Annotated in this window: 13 protein-coding genes; 10 read left to right on the forward strand and 3 right to left on the reverse strand. The window is 43.4% G+C overall.

Annotation, left to right across the window (positions count from 1 at the left end; genetic code table 11):
• Nucleotides 1–41 precede the first annotated feature (41 nt).
• From PGR14_RS05615 to yihA, 7 genes are all read left to right on the forward strand, one after another.
• Nucleotides 42–593, forward strand: a complete 552-nt coding sequence (locus PGR14_RS05615; protein ID WP_008374514.1) for a DJ-1 family glyoxalase III — start codon at nucleotides 42–44, stop codon at nucleotides 591–593.
• Nucleotides 583–1,263: a hypothetical protein gene (locus PGR14_RS05620; RefSeq protein WP_055246721.1), complete on the forward strand. Its 681-nt coding sequence runs from the start codon at nucleotides 583–585 to the stop codon at nucleotides 1,261–1,263. Before PGR14_RS05615 ends, PGR14_RS05620 begins: the two co-directional genes overlap by 11 nt.
• 83 nt (nucleotides 1,264–1,346) lie before the next feature.
• Nucleotides 1,347–2,633, forward strand: coding sequence for a trigger factor (gene tig / locus PGR14_RS05625; RefSeq protein WP_055246719.1), 1,287 nt, complete (start codon nucleotides 1,347–1,349; stop codon nucleotides 2,631–2,633).
• A 40-nt stretch (nucleotides 2,634–2,673) separates the two neighbouring features.
• Nucleotides 2,674–3,258 carry an ATP-dependent Clp endopeptidase proteolytic subunit ClpP gene (clpP, locus tag PGR14_RS05630; protein ID WP_008374523.1) on the forward strand — a complete coding sequence of 195 codons (585 nt, stop codon included), beginning with the start codon at nucleotides 2,674–2,676 and terminating at the stop codon, nucleotides 3,256–3,258.
• A 64-nt stretch (nucleotides 3,259–3,322) separates the two neighbouring features.
• Complete coding sequence (gene clpX / locus PGR14_RS05635; protein ID WP_008374524.1) at nucleotides 3,323–4,573, forward strand: ATP-dependent Clp protease ATP-binding subunit ClpX; 1,251 nt, start codon at nucleotides 3,323–3,325, stop codon at nucleotides 4,571–4,573.
• Between the two features lie 79 nt (nucleotides 4,574–4,652).
• The gene (gene lon, locus PGR14_RS05640) at nucleotides 4,653–6,992 is read left to right on the forward strand and encodes an endopeptidase La (RefSeq protein ID WP_055246717.1); all 2,340 of its coding nucleotides are present in this window, start codon (nucleotides 4,653–4,655) and stop codon (nucleotides 6,990–6,992) included.
• The gene (yihA, locus tag PGR14_RS05645; RefSeq protein WP_008374529.1) at nucleotides 6,982–7,584 is read left to right on the forward strand and encodes a ribosome biogenesis GTP-binding protein YihA/YsxC; all 603 of its coding nucleotides are present in this window, start codon (nucleotides 6,982–6,984) and stop codon (nucleotides 7,582–7,584) included. Before lon ends, yihA begins: the two co-directional genes overlap by 11 nt.
• 304 nt (nucleotides 7,585–7,888) lie before the next feature.
• On the opposite strand, the gene fucO is transcribed toward yihA, so the two are convergent.
• The 3 genes from fucO to PGR14_RS05660 form a co-directional block, all read right to left on the reverse strand.
• Nucleotides 7,889–9,034, reverse strand: a complete 1,146-nt coding sequence (gene fucO / locus PGR14_RS05650; RefSeq protein ID WP_055246715.1) for a lactaldehyde reductase — start codon at nucleotides 9,032–9,034, stop codon at nucleotides 7,889–7,891.
• 116 nt (nucleotides 9,035–9,150) lie between these two features.
• Nucleotides 9,151–9,711, reverse strand: coding sequence for a TetR/AcrR family transcriptional regulator C-terminal domain-containing protein (locus tag PGR14_RS05655; protein ID WP_055246713.1), 561 nt, complete (start codon nucleotides 9,709–9,711; stop codon nucleotides 9,151–9,153).
• A 12-nt stretch (nucleotides 9,712–9,723) separates the two neighbouring features.
• A complete protein-coding gene (locus tag PGR14_RS05660; protein ID WP_055246711.1) occupies nucleotides 9,724–11,073 on the reverse strand; it encodes an MATE family efflux transporter in 1,350 nt (449 codons plus the stop codon).
• 176 nt (nucleotides 11,074–11,249) lie between these two features.
• Here PGR14_RS05660 and PGR14_RS05665 point away from each other — a divergent pair, with 176 nt between their 5' ends.
• The 3 genes from PGR14_RS05665 to PGR14_RS05675 all read left to right on the forward strand — a co-directional run bounded on the left by PGR14_RS05665 (nucleotide 11,250) and on the right by PGR14_RS05675 (nucleotide 14,192).
• Nucleotides 11,250–11,987 carry a peptidylprolyl isomerase gene (locus PGR14_RS05665; protein WP_008374535.1) on the forward strand — a complete coding sequence of 246 codons (738 nt, stop codon included), beginning with the start codon at nucleotides 11,250–11,252 and terminating at the stop codon, nucleotides 11,985–11,987.
• Nucleotides 11,988–12,213: 226 nt separating this feature from the next.
• On the forward strand, nucleotides 12,214–13,053 hold the full coding sequence (locus PGR14_RS05670) for a C39 family peptidase (RefSeq protein WP_055246709.1): 840 nt from the start codon (nucleotides 12,214–12,216) through the stop codon (nucleotides 13,051–13,053).
• Nucleotides 13,054–13,283: 230 nt separating this feature from the next.
• On the forward strand, nucleotides 13,284–14,192 hold the full coding sequence (locus PGR14_RS05675; protein WP_055246707.1) for a trans-4-hydroxy-L-proline dehydratase activase: 909 nt from the start codon (nucleotides 13,284–13,286) through the stop codon (nucleotides 14,190–14,192).
• Nucleotides 14,193–14,196: the final 4 nt, after the last annotated feature.

Raw genomic sequence — 14,196 nt, forward strand, 5'->3', positions numbered from 1 at the left:
ACAATGGGGAACATCAGGAAAAAGAAAGGATGGACAAGATTATGAATGAAGTATGTGTATTTCTTGCAGATGGATTTGAAGAGATTGAAGGTCTTACGGTCGTTGATCTTTTAAGAAGAGCCGGGATCGAGACCAGAACCGTTTCCATCATGGGACAGGAAGAAATCAAGGGGGCACACGGAATTATAGTAAAAGCAGACAGCTTGTTTGAAAATACAGATTTTTCAGAGGTGAAGATGCTGGTGCTTCCGGGGGGGATGCCGGGAACAATCCATTTAAAAGAACACAAAGGTCTTGAAGAGCTGATCCTAAAACATAATGAAGAAAAAAAATATCTGGCTGCAATCTGTGCGGCACCGACCGTATTTGGCGGAATGGGAATCCTGAAAGGAAAGAAGGCAATCTGCTATCCGGGAATGGAAGAAGGACTTATCGGAGCGGAAGTTACCTGTCAGCCGGCAGTGACAGATGGACATATCACAACCAGCCGGGGACTTGGAACCGCGATCGATTTTGCACTTGCGCTGATCAGCGAGCTGCGGGATAAAGAAAGCGCAGATACCATTTCAAAGCAGGTAGTCTATGAACGGTAGTTTCTGGAAAAAGAGAAAAGCAGGCAGTGTGTTTCTGGCAGTGCTGCTTTTGACTACACTGCTTGCCGGATGTGGGATCAATGAAGGAAAGGCGGAAAAATATGTGCAGGCGAACCTGGATCTGACTTTTCAGGGACAAACCCAGGAAGCAAAAGAAATCCTCGGAGCATCAGACAGTGATCTGAAAAAGGTCTATGAGAACGGGATCAATGCTTTTGTCCAGGACTGTCTGCTAAATGGTGTGGAGACGGAAAATGACTTTTCTGAGACATATGGTGTATTGATTAAAGAGATCTTTAGTTCCGCCCGTTATCAGGTAAGTGGTGTAAAAAAGACGGGGAGTAAGACCTGTGAGGTGACGGTAAAGTACCAGCCGGTGGATGTATTTACCCGCTTCATGCCGAAGCTGAAGGAAGAGTCCGAGAAGATCCAGGCAGACAAAGATGCAGGAAAGTACAGTGGAACAGATGAAGAAATCAAAGAGGCAATGGTGCTGGATTACATGACCGGTGCATACAGTCTTTTAAGAAGTTCTTATCTTGATATGCAGTATGGAGAGAAGCAGGAATATACCTTTACCGTGACGCAAAAAGGGCGGAATACCTGGTCGATCGGTGATGAGGAATTAAATGGCTTTATAGAACGAATTTTAGAGCTTGATAAACTGTAGAAGTTGTGCTATACTTGTAAAATGATTGTAATGTAGATAAGTCTGTCGACTTTTTGCATATGTAAATTTAGGAGGAAATGGTAATGAGTTTACAAGTTGAACAGTTAGAACACAATATGGCGAAACTCACAATCGAAGTTTCAGCAGAAGAATTAGAAGGAGCACTTCAGAAAGCATACCAGAAACAGAAAAGCAGAATTAATGTTCCTGGATTCCGTAAAGGAAAAGTTCCGCGCCAGCTCATCGAAAAGATGTACGGACCGGAAATCTTCTATGATGATGCAGCAAACGCTCTGATTCCGGAAGCATATTCAAAAGCATACGATGAAAGCGGACTTGAGATCGTATCTCAGCCGAAGATCGATGTAACACAGATCGAAAAAGGAAAACCGTTCATCTTCACAGCTGAAGTAGCTACAAAGCCGGAAGTAGAACTTGGCGAATACAAAGGAATCGAAGTTCCGAAATATTCTAACCGCGTAACACAGAAAGAAATCGACGCTAAGCTTGAGGAAGAACAGCTTAAGAACGCAAGAACAATCACAGTAGAAGGACGTCCGGTACAGGATAAAGACGAAGTTGTCCTTGATTTTGAAGGATTTGTAGACGGAGAAGCTTTTGAAGGTGGAAAAGGAGAAAACTATCCGCTGACAATCGGTTCAGGATCTTTCATTCCGGGATTTGAAGAACAGCTGATCGGTGCAGAACCGGAAAAAGAAGTTGAAGTTAAGGTTACATTCCCGGAAGATTACCATGCAGAAGACCTCAAAGGAAAAGAAGCTGTATTCAAATGCACAGTTCATGAGATCAAAGCAAAAGAACTTCCGGAGCTTGATGATGAATTTGCTTCAGAAGTATCAGAATTCGATACTCTTGATGAATTAAAAGCTGATATCAAAGCTAAGATCAAAGAGCAGAAAGTAAACGATGGCAAGAGAGCACAGGAAGATGCAGCTGTAGATGCGATCATCGAATCAGCTAAGATGGATCTTCCGGAAGCTATGGTTGATACACAGGCAAGACAGATGCTTGATGAATTCGCTCAGAGAATGCAGCAGCAGGGACTGACTCTTGACCAGTATATGCAGTTCACAGGCATGACAGCTGATAAGATGATGGATGAACTTCGTCCGCAGGCTGAGAAGAGAATCAAGACAAGACTTGTTCTTGAAGCAATTGCAAAAGCAGAAAACATCGAAATCACAGATGAAAAATTAGACGAAGAGATCGCTAAGATGGCAGAAGCTTACCAGATGGAAGCTGACAAGCTTAAGAGCTTTATGGGTGACAAAGAAAAAGAACAGATGAAGCAGGATATGGCAGTTCAGGAAGCAATTACATTTGTAGTTGACAATGCCGTAGAAAAATAAGTATCTGTTTTGTACTTTAATATAGCAGGAGGAGTGTTACATGAGTAGTTTAGTACCTTATGTCGTTGAACAGACAAGCCGTGGAGAACGCTCTTACGACATTTATTCAAGACTTTTAAAAGATAGAATCATTTTCCTGGATACCGAAGTGAATGATGCATCAGCGAGCCTGATCGTAGCGCAGCTGCTGTTTCTGGAAGCAGAAGATCCGGAAAAGGATATCCAATTTTATATTAACAGTCCTGGCGGATCGATTTCAGCAGGTATGTCGATCTACGACACTATGAATTACATCAAATGTGACGTCTCTACGATGTGTATGGGAATGGCTGCAAGTATGGGAGCCTTCCTTCTCGCAGGCGGAGCAAAGGGAAAGAGATATGCCCTTCCGAATGCAGAGATCATGATTCACCAGCCTTCAGGCGGTGCACAGGGTCAGGCAACCGAGATTGAGATCAATGCACAGCATATTCTGAAGATCAGAGAAAGAATGAACAGATTGATGGCTGCAAATACAGGTCAGAGTTATGAGACAATTTGTGCAGATACGGAAAGAGATAACTGGAAGACTGCCGAAGAAGCTTTGGCATATGGATTGATTGATAAGGTTATTACAAGCCGTTAACGGGAAAAGGGAATGTCCTTATTGGGACATTCCCTTTACGTGTAAAAAAGTGCGAGGTAAGAATATGGCAGGAAAATATGAAGAAATCGTAAGATGTTCTTTTTGCAATAAACCACAGAGTCAGGTACGCAAGATGATCGCCGGACCAAATGGGGTGTTTATCTGTGACCAGTGTGTGGATGTATGTACTGAGATCATTGAAGATGAACTTGGTTATGAAGAAGAAAATGCATATGATGATATCAATCTTCTGAAACCGGAAGAAATCAAGGCATTTCTGGATGATTATGTGATCGGACAGGACGAAGCAAAGAAAGTACTTTCTGTTGCGGTATATAATCACTATAAGCGTATTATGGCAGAAAAAGATCTGGGCGTGGAGCTTCAGAAGAGTAACATTCTGATGGTAGGACCGACAGGATGCGGTAAGACTTTTCTGGCACAGTCTCTCGCAAAAATTCTGAATGTACCGTTTGCAATTGCAGATGCAACTGCGCTTACAGAAGCAGGATATGTCGGAGAAGATGTAGAGAATATTCTTCTTAAGATCATTCAGGCAGCAGATGGCGATATTGAACGTGCAGAGCACGGAATCATTTATATCGATGAGATTGACAAAATCACAAGAAAATCTGAGAATCCGTCGATTACCCGTGATGTATCAGGAGAAGGTGTTCAGCAGGCACTTCTGAAGATCCTGGAAGGTACAATCGCAAATGTACCGCCACAGGGTGGACGTAAGCATCCGCAGCAGGAGATGATCCAGATTGATACCACCAATATTTTATTTATCTGTGGTGGAGCGTTTGAGGGAATAGATAAGATCATAGAGAACAGAATAGATAAGAAATCCATTGGATTTGAGGCACAGATCGCGCAGCGGCATGAGGAAGATATCGACCGGCTTCTGCAGCAGATCCTTCCACAGGATCTTGTGAAGTTCGGACTGATCCCGGAACTTGTAGGACGTGTGCCGGTAACTGTATCCCTGGAACTTCTGGATAAGGAAGATCTGATCCGCATTCTGACGGAACCAAAGAATGCGATTGTAAAACAGTACCAGAAGCTTCTGGAGCTGGATGATGTGGAACTGGAATTCGACAAAGAGGCGCTGGAGGCGATTGCTGAGACTTCCCTGAAGCGTAAGACAGGAGCCAGAGGACTCCGTGCGATCATGGAAAATGTAATGATGGATATCATGTATAAAGCACCGTCTGATGAGAATCTGAAATACTGTCTTGTGACAAAAGAGGCAGTACTTGGGGAGAAAGCACCGAGTACAGAAAAGATCGAGGCAAGACCGGAAAGTGCATAAGAAAATCAGACGTATGGAAATGGGTGCTGACGGTTAAGGCCAGAAGCATCCATTTTTATTTAACAGGAGAAAAAACTATATGAACAGAACAGAAAGTCTGCCAATGGTTGCCCTGCGGGGAATGACAATTCTGCCGGAGATGGTGGCACATTTTGACATCAGCCGGGAACGCTCGATTGAAGCGGTTCAGGAAGCGATGGCAAGCGACCAGAAGATTTTTTTGCTGACACAGAAAGATGTGGAAGTGGAAAATCCGGGAGAAGCAGATCTCTACCGTGTGGGAACAGTTGCGACAGTAAAACAGATCATCAAACTGCCAAAACAGATTCTGCGGGTGCTTGTATCAGCAGAAGAACGGGCGGTTTTAAATACAATAGAATTTGCAGATCCGTATCTTCGGGCAAATATTACGATCCCGGAAGAGAGTGATCCGGATATTGCAGGTGAGATCAACCGGGAAGCGATGATGCGGGGACTTCGGGATCTGTATCTGGATTATGCGGCGAGAATGCCGAAGATCACAAAAGATATGGTAAACCAGATCAAAGAGATCACGGAATTGAAAAAGATGGTGAATCAGGTGGCAGCGAATATGCCTCTGGATTACCGGGAATTGCAGGAAATCCTGGAAGAACTTGATTTTGACAGACGTTATGAGCTTATTTCCTTTAAGTTGGTCAATGAGATGCAGATCATGAACATCCGCGATGAGATCCAGATGAAGGTGAAAGAGCGTGTGGATAAGCATCAGAGAGAATATATCCTGCGCGAACAGTTGAAGTTGATCCGAGAAGAGCTTGGTGAGGATACTACAATTTCCGATGCGGAGGAATTTGCACAGAAGACAGAAGCGCTGGATGCACCGGATGAGGTAAAAGAAAAGCTGAAAAAAGAGATCAGCAGATTTAAAAATTCCATGCAGAGTCCGGCAGAAGCGGGCGTGATCCGTACATATATTGAAACCATGCTGGAAATGCCATGGAATAAGCGGGCTGAGGATTTTACAGACATTGCATATGCGAAAGAGCTTCTGGAAGCAGAACATTACGGACTGGAAGAGGTTAAAGAACGTGTGCTGGAGTTTCTGGCAGTACGTGCTCTTACGAAAAAGGGTGACAGCCCGATCCTGTGTCTGGTAGGTCCTCCGGGAACTGGAAAGACATCCATTGCAAGATCACTTGCAAAAGCACTGAAAAAACCGTATGTGAGAATTTCTCTTGGCGGTGTCCGTGATGAGGCTGAAATCCGTGGACACAGAAAAACTTATGTTGGTGCAATGCCGGGACGGATCGCAAACGGTATTAAGAGCGCCGGGGTAAAGAACCCACTGCTCCTTCTGGATGAGATTGATAAAGTCAGCACAGACTATAAGGGAGATACTTTTTCTGCGCTTCTAGAGGTGTTAGACAGTGAACAGAACAACCGTTTCCGTGATCATTATCTGGAAGTCCCGGTCGATCTGTCTGAGGTGACATTTGTAACGACGGCTAACTCGCTGCAGACAATCCCCCGGCCACTTCTTGACCGTATGGAAGTAATTGAGGTCAGCAGTTATACGGAGAATGAAAAGCTGCATATTGCGACAGAACATCTGATTCCAAAGCAGTTGGAAAGACATGGACTAACAAAAGAACAGCTTACGATCAGCAAGGGCGTGATCTGGAAAATTGCGCAGAACTACACCAAGGAAGCCGGTGTGCGTCAGATGGAGCGTGAAATCGGTAATATCTGCAGGAAAGCTGCCAGAGAGATCTATGAACATGATAAAAAGAGAGTTCAGGTAACAGAGCGGAATATTGAAAAGTATCTTGGAAAAGAAAAGTACACCTATCAGATGGCAAATGCCGAGGATGAGGTGGGAATCGTCCGTGGTCTGGCATGGACCAGTGTAGGAGGAGATACCCTGCAGATTGAAGTGAATGTAATGCCGGGAAAGGGTGAGATCATTCTGACGGGACAGCTTGGCGATGTGATGAAAGAATCTGCGCAGGCAGGAATCAGTTATATCCGGTCAATCAGCAGTAAATATAAGGTTGCTGAAGATTTCTTTGAAAAACATGATATCCATATCCATATTCCGGAAGGGGCAGTTCCGAAAGATGGACCTTCAGCCGGCATTACGATGGCGACTGCGATGCTCTCTGCAATTACAGACAAGAAAGTGCGTGCCGATCTTGCCATGACGGGTGAGATTACGCTGCGGGGAAGAGTACTTCCGATCGGAGGACTGAAAGAGAAGCTCCTGGCGGCAAAGAATGCCGGAATCAGGACGGTACTTGTACCGAGGGAGAACAAAAAAGATGTGGATGAACTTTCTTCTGAGATCACAAAGGGACTGGAGATTATTCCGGTATCGCAGATGGAAGAGGTTCTGAAAATCGCACTTATGCGCACACGGAGGAAAAAAGATGGTAATTAAGAATGTAAATCTGGAAACAGTCTGTGGAATTACAAGTAAATTGCCGGATCACACCTTGCCAGAGATCGCATTTGCCGGAAAATCCAATGTCGGTAAATCCTCTCTGATCAATGCACTGATGAACCGGAAGGCGCTTGCCAGAACTTCGGCAAAACCTGGAAAAACACAGACCATCAACTTTTACAATATCAACGAAGAAATGTATCTGGTGGACCTTCCGGGATACGGTTATGCAAAGGTTTCCGAGCAGGAGAAGGCACAGTGGGGAAAGCTGATCGAGCGTTATCTTCATGGCTCTAAACAGCTGCGAGCCGTCTTCCTTCTGATCGATATCCGTCATGATCCATCTGCGAACGATAAGATGATGTATGACTGGATCGTGGATCAGGGATTCAATCCGATCATTATCGCGACAAAGCTTGATAAGCTGAAGAGAAGTCAGGTACAGAAGCAGGTAAAGGCAATTAAGACCGGACTGAAGCTGCTTCCGGGAACTGTTGTGATTCCTTTCTCAGCAGAGACAAAGCAGGGACGGGATGAGATCTGGAATCTTGTAGACACAGAATTCCTGGGAAAAGGAACAGAGGAATAACCTTGAAAAATCCATTGCATTATCAGTTTTCGGATTATGATTGTGGACTGACGTCCATGCAGAATGCGAGCAGCTTCCTCAATGCATCCAAACAAGATGTATGGCGATTCGGGCGCTGATACCTCAAGTGGGTTGCATCAACTAAGATACGGGGAGAAAAAGTTCACCCCCACAAATTCCACTTTGGGCGGGATTTGTGGGGGTTGCTTTTTCTACTTTGTTGGTAAGAAAAGCAAGTGGAATATCAATTTATAGGATGTGAATATTATTTTGCTTTATTACCACACTATGTATATTTTGTTCTTTACATCAGTTTTCTGAAGAGATCTTTGAGGTCTTCTACGGAAGCGTCTTTCGGGTTTCCTGGTGCGCAGGCGTCGGCGTGGGCGGATTCTGCGAGGAACTGGAGATCTTCTTCTTTGAGGGCTTCGAGTTTGGATGGGATTCCTACGTCTTCGGAGAGTTTGCGGACTGCGTCTACAGCTGCTTTTCTGTATTCTTCCTGAGACATGTTATCAACATCTTTCACTCCCATTGCGCGGGCGATTTCACGGTATTTTTCGCCTGTGCAGTCTGCGTTGTATTCCATTACGATTGGAAGCATCATTGCACATGCAACACCGTGTGGTGTGTCATAGACTGCTCCAAGGGTATGAGCCATTGAGTGAGCGATTCCAAGACCTACGTTTGAGAAGCCCATTCCGGCGATGTACTGTCCAAGAGCCATTCCTTCTCTTCCTTCTTTAGTGTTTTCAACAGCACCGCGGAGAGATTTGGAGATAATCTCTATTGCTTTTAAGTGGAACATATCTGTCATTTCCCATGCGGCTTTTGTGGTGTAGCCTTCGATCGCATGAGTTAATGCATCCATACCGGTTGAAGCGGTCAGTCCTTTTGGCATAGAAGACATCATTTCCGGGTCTACAACAGCGATGATTGGCATATCATGTGGGTCTACACAGACGAATTTACGTTTCTTTTCTACATCTGTTACTACATAGTTGATCGTAACTTCTGCTGCAGTACCGGCTGTTGTCGGAACGGCAATGATCGGAACGCAAGGTTTCTTTGTCGGAGCTACACCTTCCAGGCTTCTTACATCTTCAAATTCCGGGTTTGCGATGATGATACCGATTGCTTTGGAAGTATCCATAGAAGATCCGCCGCCGATTGCGATGATGTAATCAGCACCTGAATTTTTGAAAGCCTGTACACCGTGCTGTACGTTCTCGATAGTCGGGTTTGCTTTGATATCAGAGTAGATTTCGTAAGCAAGTCCTTCTTTGTCTAAGATATCTGTTACTTTGGAAGTAACATTGAATTTGATCAGATCCGGGTCAGAACATACAAGAGCTTTTTTGAAACCGTGAGCTTTTGCTTCTGTTGCAATCTCTGCGATTGCACCTGCTCCGTGATAAGATGTCTGATTTAACATAATTCTGTTTGCCATGATACATATCTCCTTTTCGTTTATGGTAAAACCACTTGTTTCTGATACTATTTTAACAATAAGAAGGCGGTAAAAAAAGTTACAGAATATGAAAAGTGTAACATTTATACAAAAGCTTAAGACAAAATATGCAAATTAGTGAAGAGTTGCACAAGTTTTTCCGGCATGCCAAGTACCAGTTGTTTTGCAAGCTGCGCAGGCGGAAATTTCATTCCGCCAAGCAGCCATTTGACAGTCATGTAAATCGAGCCACGGCAGTACATCTCTAAAAGAAATGAAGTTTCTGCATCCGGGCGTCTTCCGGTTTTCTGGAAAATAAGGTTTGAATAGAATTCCAGAATCAGTTCAAAATCATGTTCTTTTAAAGAGTTCTGATCGTCAGAGCGGAATGCTGCAGCGAAAAACAGGTGCTCTTCCTTTAAATATTCAAATTTTTTGACCAGTCCGTCATAAACAGTGGTACCTTCTCCCATATGTTCAAATGATTTTAGAAGAAGTTTGTCAAAATACCAGTTGATCAGATCGTATTTATCAAGAAAATTGCGGTAAAAGGTCTGGCGTGTGACGCCACAGACTTCCACAATCTGGCGGATGGTGATATCATCGACAGAAGTGGTCTTCATGCAGGTTTTCATTGCTTCGGCGAGCCGGTATTTGGTAGATTCGGATTTGGCCATGTTCAATTCTCCTTAATCGTAGGCATGTTTTTTTCTATATAAGTAGTACGGTATGATCAAAGCTGTGGTAGTGATCCAGGAAATCGGATAACTAAGCATTACACAGGTTGTGGTATGGTGTGCCGGTAAGACAAACATAATCCACGGAATACGGATCAGACATACGCCGCCAAGTGTGATCAGTGTCGGCAGCAGGACATCGCCGGTTCCGCGAAGTGCACCGGAGAGAACTTCAATAAATACATAAATAGTGTAGCACGGTGCCATAAAACGCAGCATATCAATACCGATATTGATCACATTTTGATCTGTCGTAAAAATTGAGAACAGTGGGTGGCAGAAGATGGCTAAAAACAGCACGATCCCTCCGCACACAGCCACAGCCATTGCAAGGCAGATACGGACACTTTTGAAAATACGTTCTTTTTTACCTGCTCCATAATTTTGTCCGGCAAAGGTTGTGATCGCAATTCCGAATGCTCCGTTGACTGTCCAGAAAAGCGCATCCAGTTTACCAAAAGAAGCCCATGCAGCGGCAGTATCGGTTCCGAAACCATTGATTGCTGCCTGAATAATGATATTGGTAATACTGTACATAAATGCCTGCAGTGCACTTGGAATACCGATGCGGAATTCCATACGCAGCTTCAAAAGGTCTATGTGTAGTTTGCTCAGATAAAGCTTGCAGTCATCATATTTTTTCATCAGTGCATTGGTGACAAGGATTGCACTTACTGCCTGTGAAATAATGGTTGCGATAGCGGCTCCGACAATTCCCATATCAAATACGATTACCAGTACCAGATCGAGGATGATGTTTAGAAAACAACAGACGATCAGGTAATATAGTGGTCTGCGGGAATCACCGATGGAGCGCATGATGGCTGAGCCTATATTAAAGATCAAGGTACCGAAAATACCTAAAAAGTAAATCCGCAGATAAAGAATAGAATCCGCAAGTGTATCTGCAGGTGTATCGATGAGCTTCAAAAGAAATGGTGTTAAGGCCCATCCGAGTATTGTAAATACAATACTGAGGATAACGGAAAAAGCATAAGCGGTATGCAGACTCTTTTGCAGATTCCGCTCATCCTTTGCACCATAAAACTGGGAAACAATTACAGATGCACCGCTTGCAAGTCCCGTAAAACATCCGATGATCAGATTGGAAAGAACGGCAGAAGATCCCCCGACTGCGGCAAGTGCGCCCTTTCCGACAAAACGACCGACGATGACAGCATCTACGGTGTTATAAAGCTGTTGAAACAAAGTTCCAACTACAATAGGAAAGAAAAAAATCAATAATTGCTTCCAGATAACTCCTTCGGTAATCTGATTGGTTTTTGTACTTTCGTTTGACATGTTAATAACCTCCAATGAAAAAACTAAAAAAACATACCTAAACGAAGTATAACATGAAGTCGGAAGAAAAGATATCAGATGAAGAGAAGTTTCATAGAAATAAAACCAACTTTGACTAACACCGTATGAAATGGTACAATTGAAACACTACGAGAAAAAAGGAGTACAAAGAAATTATGGAAAAAACAGTTGAAGCAGTAATCTGCGGACATGAAATTACATCAGCAGAGGTAGATGCATTTATCGCAAGCCTTCCGAGAGAACAGCAGGTATACGCATCCCATCCGGATTTCCGCAAACAGTGTGTTGATCAGCTGATCGCAGTTTATGCACTTGCAAAATATGGTGAAGAAGAAAAGTTAGACGAGACAGAAAAGTTTAAAGCAATTCTGGAAAATGCAAGAAAAGATATCCTTGCACAGATGGCGATCGGCAAGATTTTTGAGGGAATCATAATTTCAGATGAAGAGATCAGAGAATATTTTGAAGCAAACAAAGCAAGATTTGCAAAAGGAGCATCTGTTCATGCAAAACATATTCTGGTTGATTCCGAAGACAAATGTAACAAACTACTTGAATCCATCGTAAGTGGTGGGAAAGCATTTGAGGATGTTGCAAAAGAATCTTCTACCTGCCCGTCAGGAGCAAACGGTGGAGACCTTGGCGAATTCGGAAAAGGACAGATGGTCAAAGAATTCGAAGATGCCGCATTTGCAGCAGAAATCGGACATGTGGTTGGACCGGTCAAGACACAGTTTGGATACCATCTGATCAAAGTGGAAGATAAGAAAGAAGCCGAAGATGCGAAGCTTGATGATGTAAAAGAGCAGATTAAGAGTGAGATCATGCAGAAAAAGCAGCAGGAGGCTTATACCGCGAAGGTGGAAGCACTGAAGAAGAAATATATGGCATAGTATTTGCCAGGATTTCATTCGATTGATAAAAAACAGCAGGACAGATTAATTTTTATCGGATCTGCACCCATTGCGCAGGCAATCCTTCTATCTGGAATCACTTGTGCTGCCAACTCTCATTTATGAAATATTTGTGAAAACTCCCCCGCAGATTTGACGAAACACGAAAAAAGTTGTAGTATATATGACGGAATTGTTACAGAAGTGTTAAGAAACGGAGGTACGGATGCAGATTCGCAGTGCAGCAAAATGGATCGCAGTGGCAGCAGGGATACTGGTTGGCGCCGTTATCGTAGGATTTACATTAAAAGATACTACATATATAGAAGCAAAATTAGAACAGATCAAAGGAGCAAGACAGTCTGTTACAGCAGTGGAGAAAACGACAGCAAAGACGCAGAAGATAAAAAATGCGGAAATAGTGAAAGAGACACCCCTTCCGGAGAGTAGCTGTATTTCTGATTTTGCATTTACAGGACAGATGCCGGAGCTTCCTACCGGATGTGAGATCACATCTCTTACAATGACTTTGAATTATTATGGATATTCTGCAGATAAGATGGCAATGGCACTCGAATATTTACCGACAGTTGGATGGACCAACACTTATTACGGAGACAATGAAACTTTATATGGAAATGATATTTACAATTATTTTATAGGAAATCCACAGTCAGAGACGGATGGATTAAGCTGCGGAGCAGGAGCAATCGTGACGGCAGCAGATGGCTATCTTGCAGATAATGGAAATGCAATGAAAGCAGAGGACGAGACAGGATCAGAGCCGGAACAGCTGTATCGTTTTGTAAGTGAAGGAACCCCCGTGGTTGTATGGGGAACAATTGGTATGGAAGAACGTCAGATAATGGAAAGCTGGAATACGGAAGATGGAAGAGAAGCCAGCTGGGCGATGAACGATCATTGTGTTGTACTGATCGGATACAGTGCAGACAGTGTGACTGTTGCAGACCCGATCGAAGGGATTGTGAGCTATGACAGAGCACAGTTTGAATCGGCTTTTCGTTCCAGAGGTAATCAGTGTGTGATTTTGAAGAATGTACAATAGAGAAGTGGGAGGTACTTTGCAGATAAAGACAGTCTGTGAAGTATCTCTTCTTTATATATGTGATGAGTTGAGTGCAGAGTTTCGTCTGCTTAAGGAAAGAAGATCAGGATTGTAAAAATATTTGAGAAGAAGTTTGCCAAAGGATTGACAATTATTTGTTTTTTTGGTATCTTTAGACTATGGTACAAACGTTAGTCTAAAAAAGCGAAATGACAAGAAGGAGAGCTACCATGAATTTAGTAACGAATATTCAGAAGTATTCGATCCATGACGGAGATGGAATCCGTACTACTGTATTTTTTAAAGGATGTCCATTAAAGTGCGAGTGGTGTCACAACCCTGAGACACAGCGTTTTGAGAGAGAACTTCAGTGTGATAAAGAAAAGTGCGTCGGATGTGGAACCTGTGCGAAGGTCTGTCCGAACAATGCCATCACTATGGTAGATGGAAAGCCGGAGCTTGACAAAGAGAAATGTCAGCTTTGCGGAAAATGTGATAATTTCTGTCCGCAAGGCATTCGGGAGATTGTCGGGCAGGAGTATCCGGTAAAGGAACTGGTAAAAGAATTGATGAAAGACCGGATGTTTTATGAACAGTCCGGCGGTGGAGTCACACTTTCCGGCGGGGAAGTGATGGCGATGTCAACGGATTATATTTTACAGATCGCGAAAGCACTTAAAAAAGAAGAAATTTCGCTTACCATTGACACCTGCGGATATGTTTCGTATGATAAATTTGAAGCAATTTTACCGTATGTAGATACGTTTTTATATGACGTCAAAGTGATGGATCCGGAATTACATAAAAAGTATATCGGAGTTGACAATAAGCTGATTCTGGATAACCTGGTGAAGCTTTCGGATGCAGGGGCAAGGATTTACGTCCGAATCCCGACGATCAAAGAAGTGAACGGCAATGTGCAGAACATGGAAGATACCATTCATTTTCTGAAGAAACACGGCATTCATCCGGCACAGGTCAATCTGCTGCCTTACCATAACACAGGAAGCAGTAAATATCCGAAGCTGGGTATGGAATACAAGGGAACTGATTTACATGCACCGGAAAAAGAAGAGATGGAAAGTTTTGTAAAGCTTTTTCAGGATGCAGGGTATACCAACACAAAAATAGGAGGATAAAAAA

It is taken from the genome of Coprococcus sp. AF99-45, from assembly GCF_027663865.1.
In the GTDB taxonomy this organism is placed as follows: Bacteria; Bacillota; Clostridia; order Lachnospirales; family Lachnospiraceae; genus Allocoprococcus; species Allocoprococcus comes.

What these genes read in the sequence shown, in the direction of transcription:
- PGR14_RS05615 (WP_008374514.1), top strand. Translation starts at nt 42, where the DNA reads ATGAATGAAGTATGTGTATTTCTTGCAGATGGATTTGAAGAGATTGAA.
- PGR14_RS05620 (WP_055246721.1), top strand. Translation starts at nt 583, where the DNA reads ATGAACGGTAGTTTCTGGAAAAAGAGAAAAGCAGGCAGTGTGTTTCTG.
- tig (WP_055246719.1), top strand. Translation starts at nt 1,347, where the DNA reads ATGAGTTTACAAGTTGAACAGTTAGAACACAATATGGCGAAACTCACA.
- clpP (WP_008374523.1), top strand. Translation starts at nt 2,674, where the DNA reads ATGAGTAGTTTAGTACCTTATGTCGTTGAACAGACAAGCCGTGGAGAA.
- clpX (WP_008374524.1), top strand. Translation starts at nt 3,323, where the DNA reads ATGGCAGGAAAATATGAAGAAATCGTAAGATGTTCTTTTTGCAATAAA.
- lon (WP_055246717.1), top strand. Translation starts at nt 4,653, where the DNA reads ATGAACAGAACAGAAAGTCTGCCAATGGTTGCCCTGCGGGGAATGACA.
- yihA (WP_008374529.1), top strand. Translation starts at nt 6,982, where the DNA reads ATGGTAATTAAGAATGTAAATCTGGAAACAGTCTGTGGAATTACAAGT.
- fucO (WP_055246715.1), bottom strand. Translation starts at nt 9,034, where the DNA reads ATGGCAAACAGAATTATGTTAAATCAGACATCTTATCACGGAGCAGGT.
- PGR14_RS05655 (WP_055246713.1), bottom strand. Translation starts at nt 9,711, where the DNA reads ATGGCCAAATCCGAATCTACCAAATACCGGCTCGCCGAAGCAATGAAA.
- PGR14_RS05660 (WP_055246711.1), bottom strand. Translation starts at nt 11,073, where the DNA reads ATGTCAAACGAAAGTACAAAAACCAATCAGATTACCGAAGGAGTTATC.
- PGR14_RS05665 (WP_008374535.1), top strand. Translation starts at nt 11,250, where the DNA reads ATGGAAAAAACAGTTGAAGCAGTAATCTGCGGACATGAAATTACATCA.
- PGR14_RS05670 (WP_055246709.1), top strand. Translation starts at nt 12,214, where the DNA reads ATGCAGATTCGCAGTGCAGCAAAATGGATCGCAGTGGCAGCAGGGATA.
- PGR14_RS05675 (WP_055246707.1), top strand. Translation starts at nt 13,284, where the DNA reads ATGAATTTAGTAACGAATATTCAGAAGTATTCGATCCATGACGGAGAT.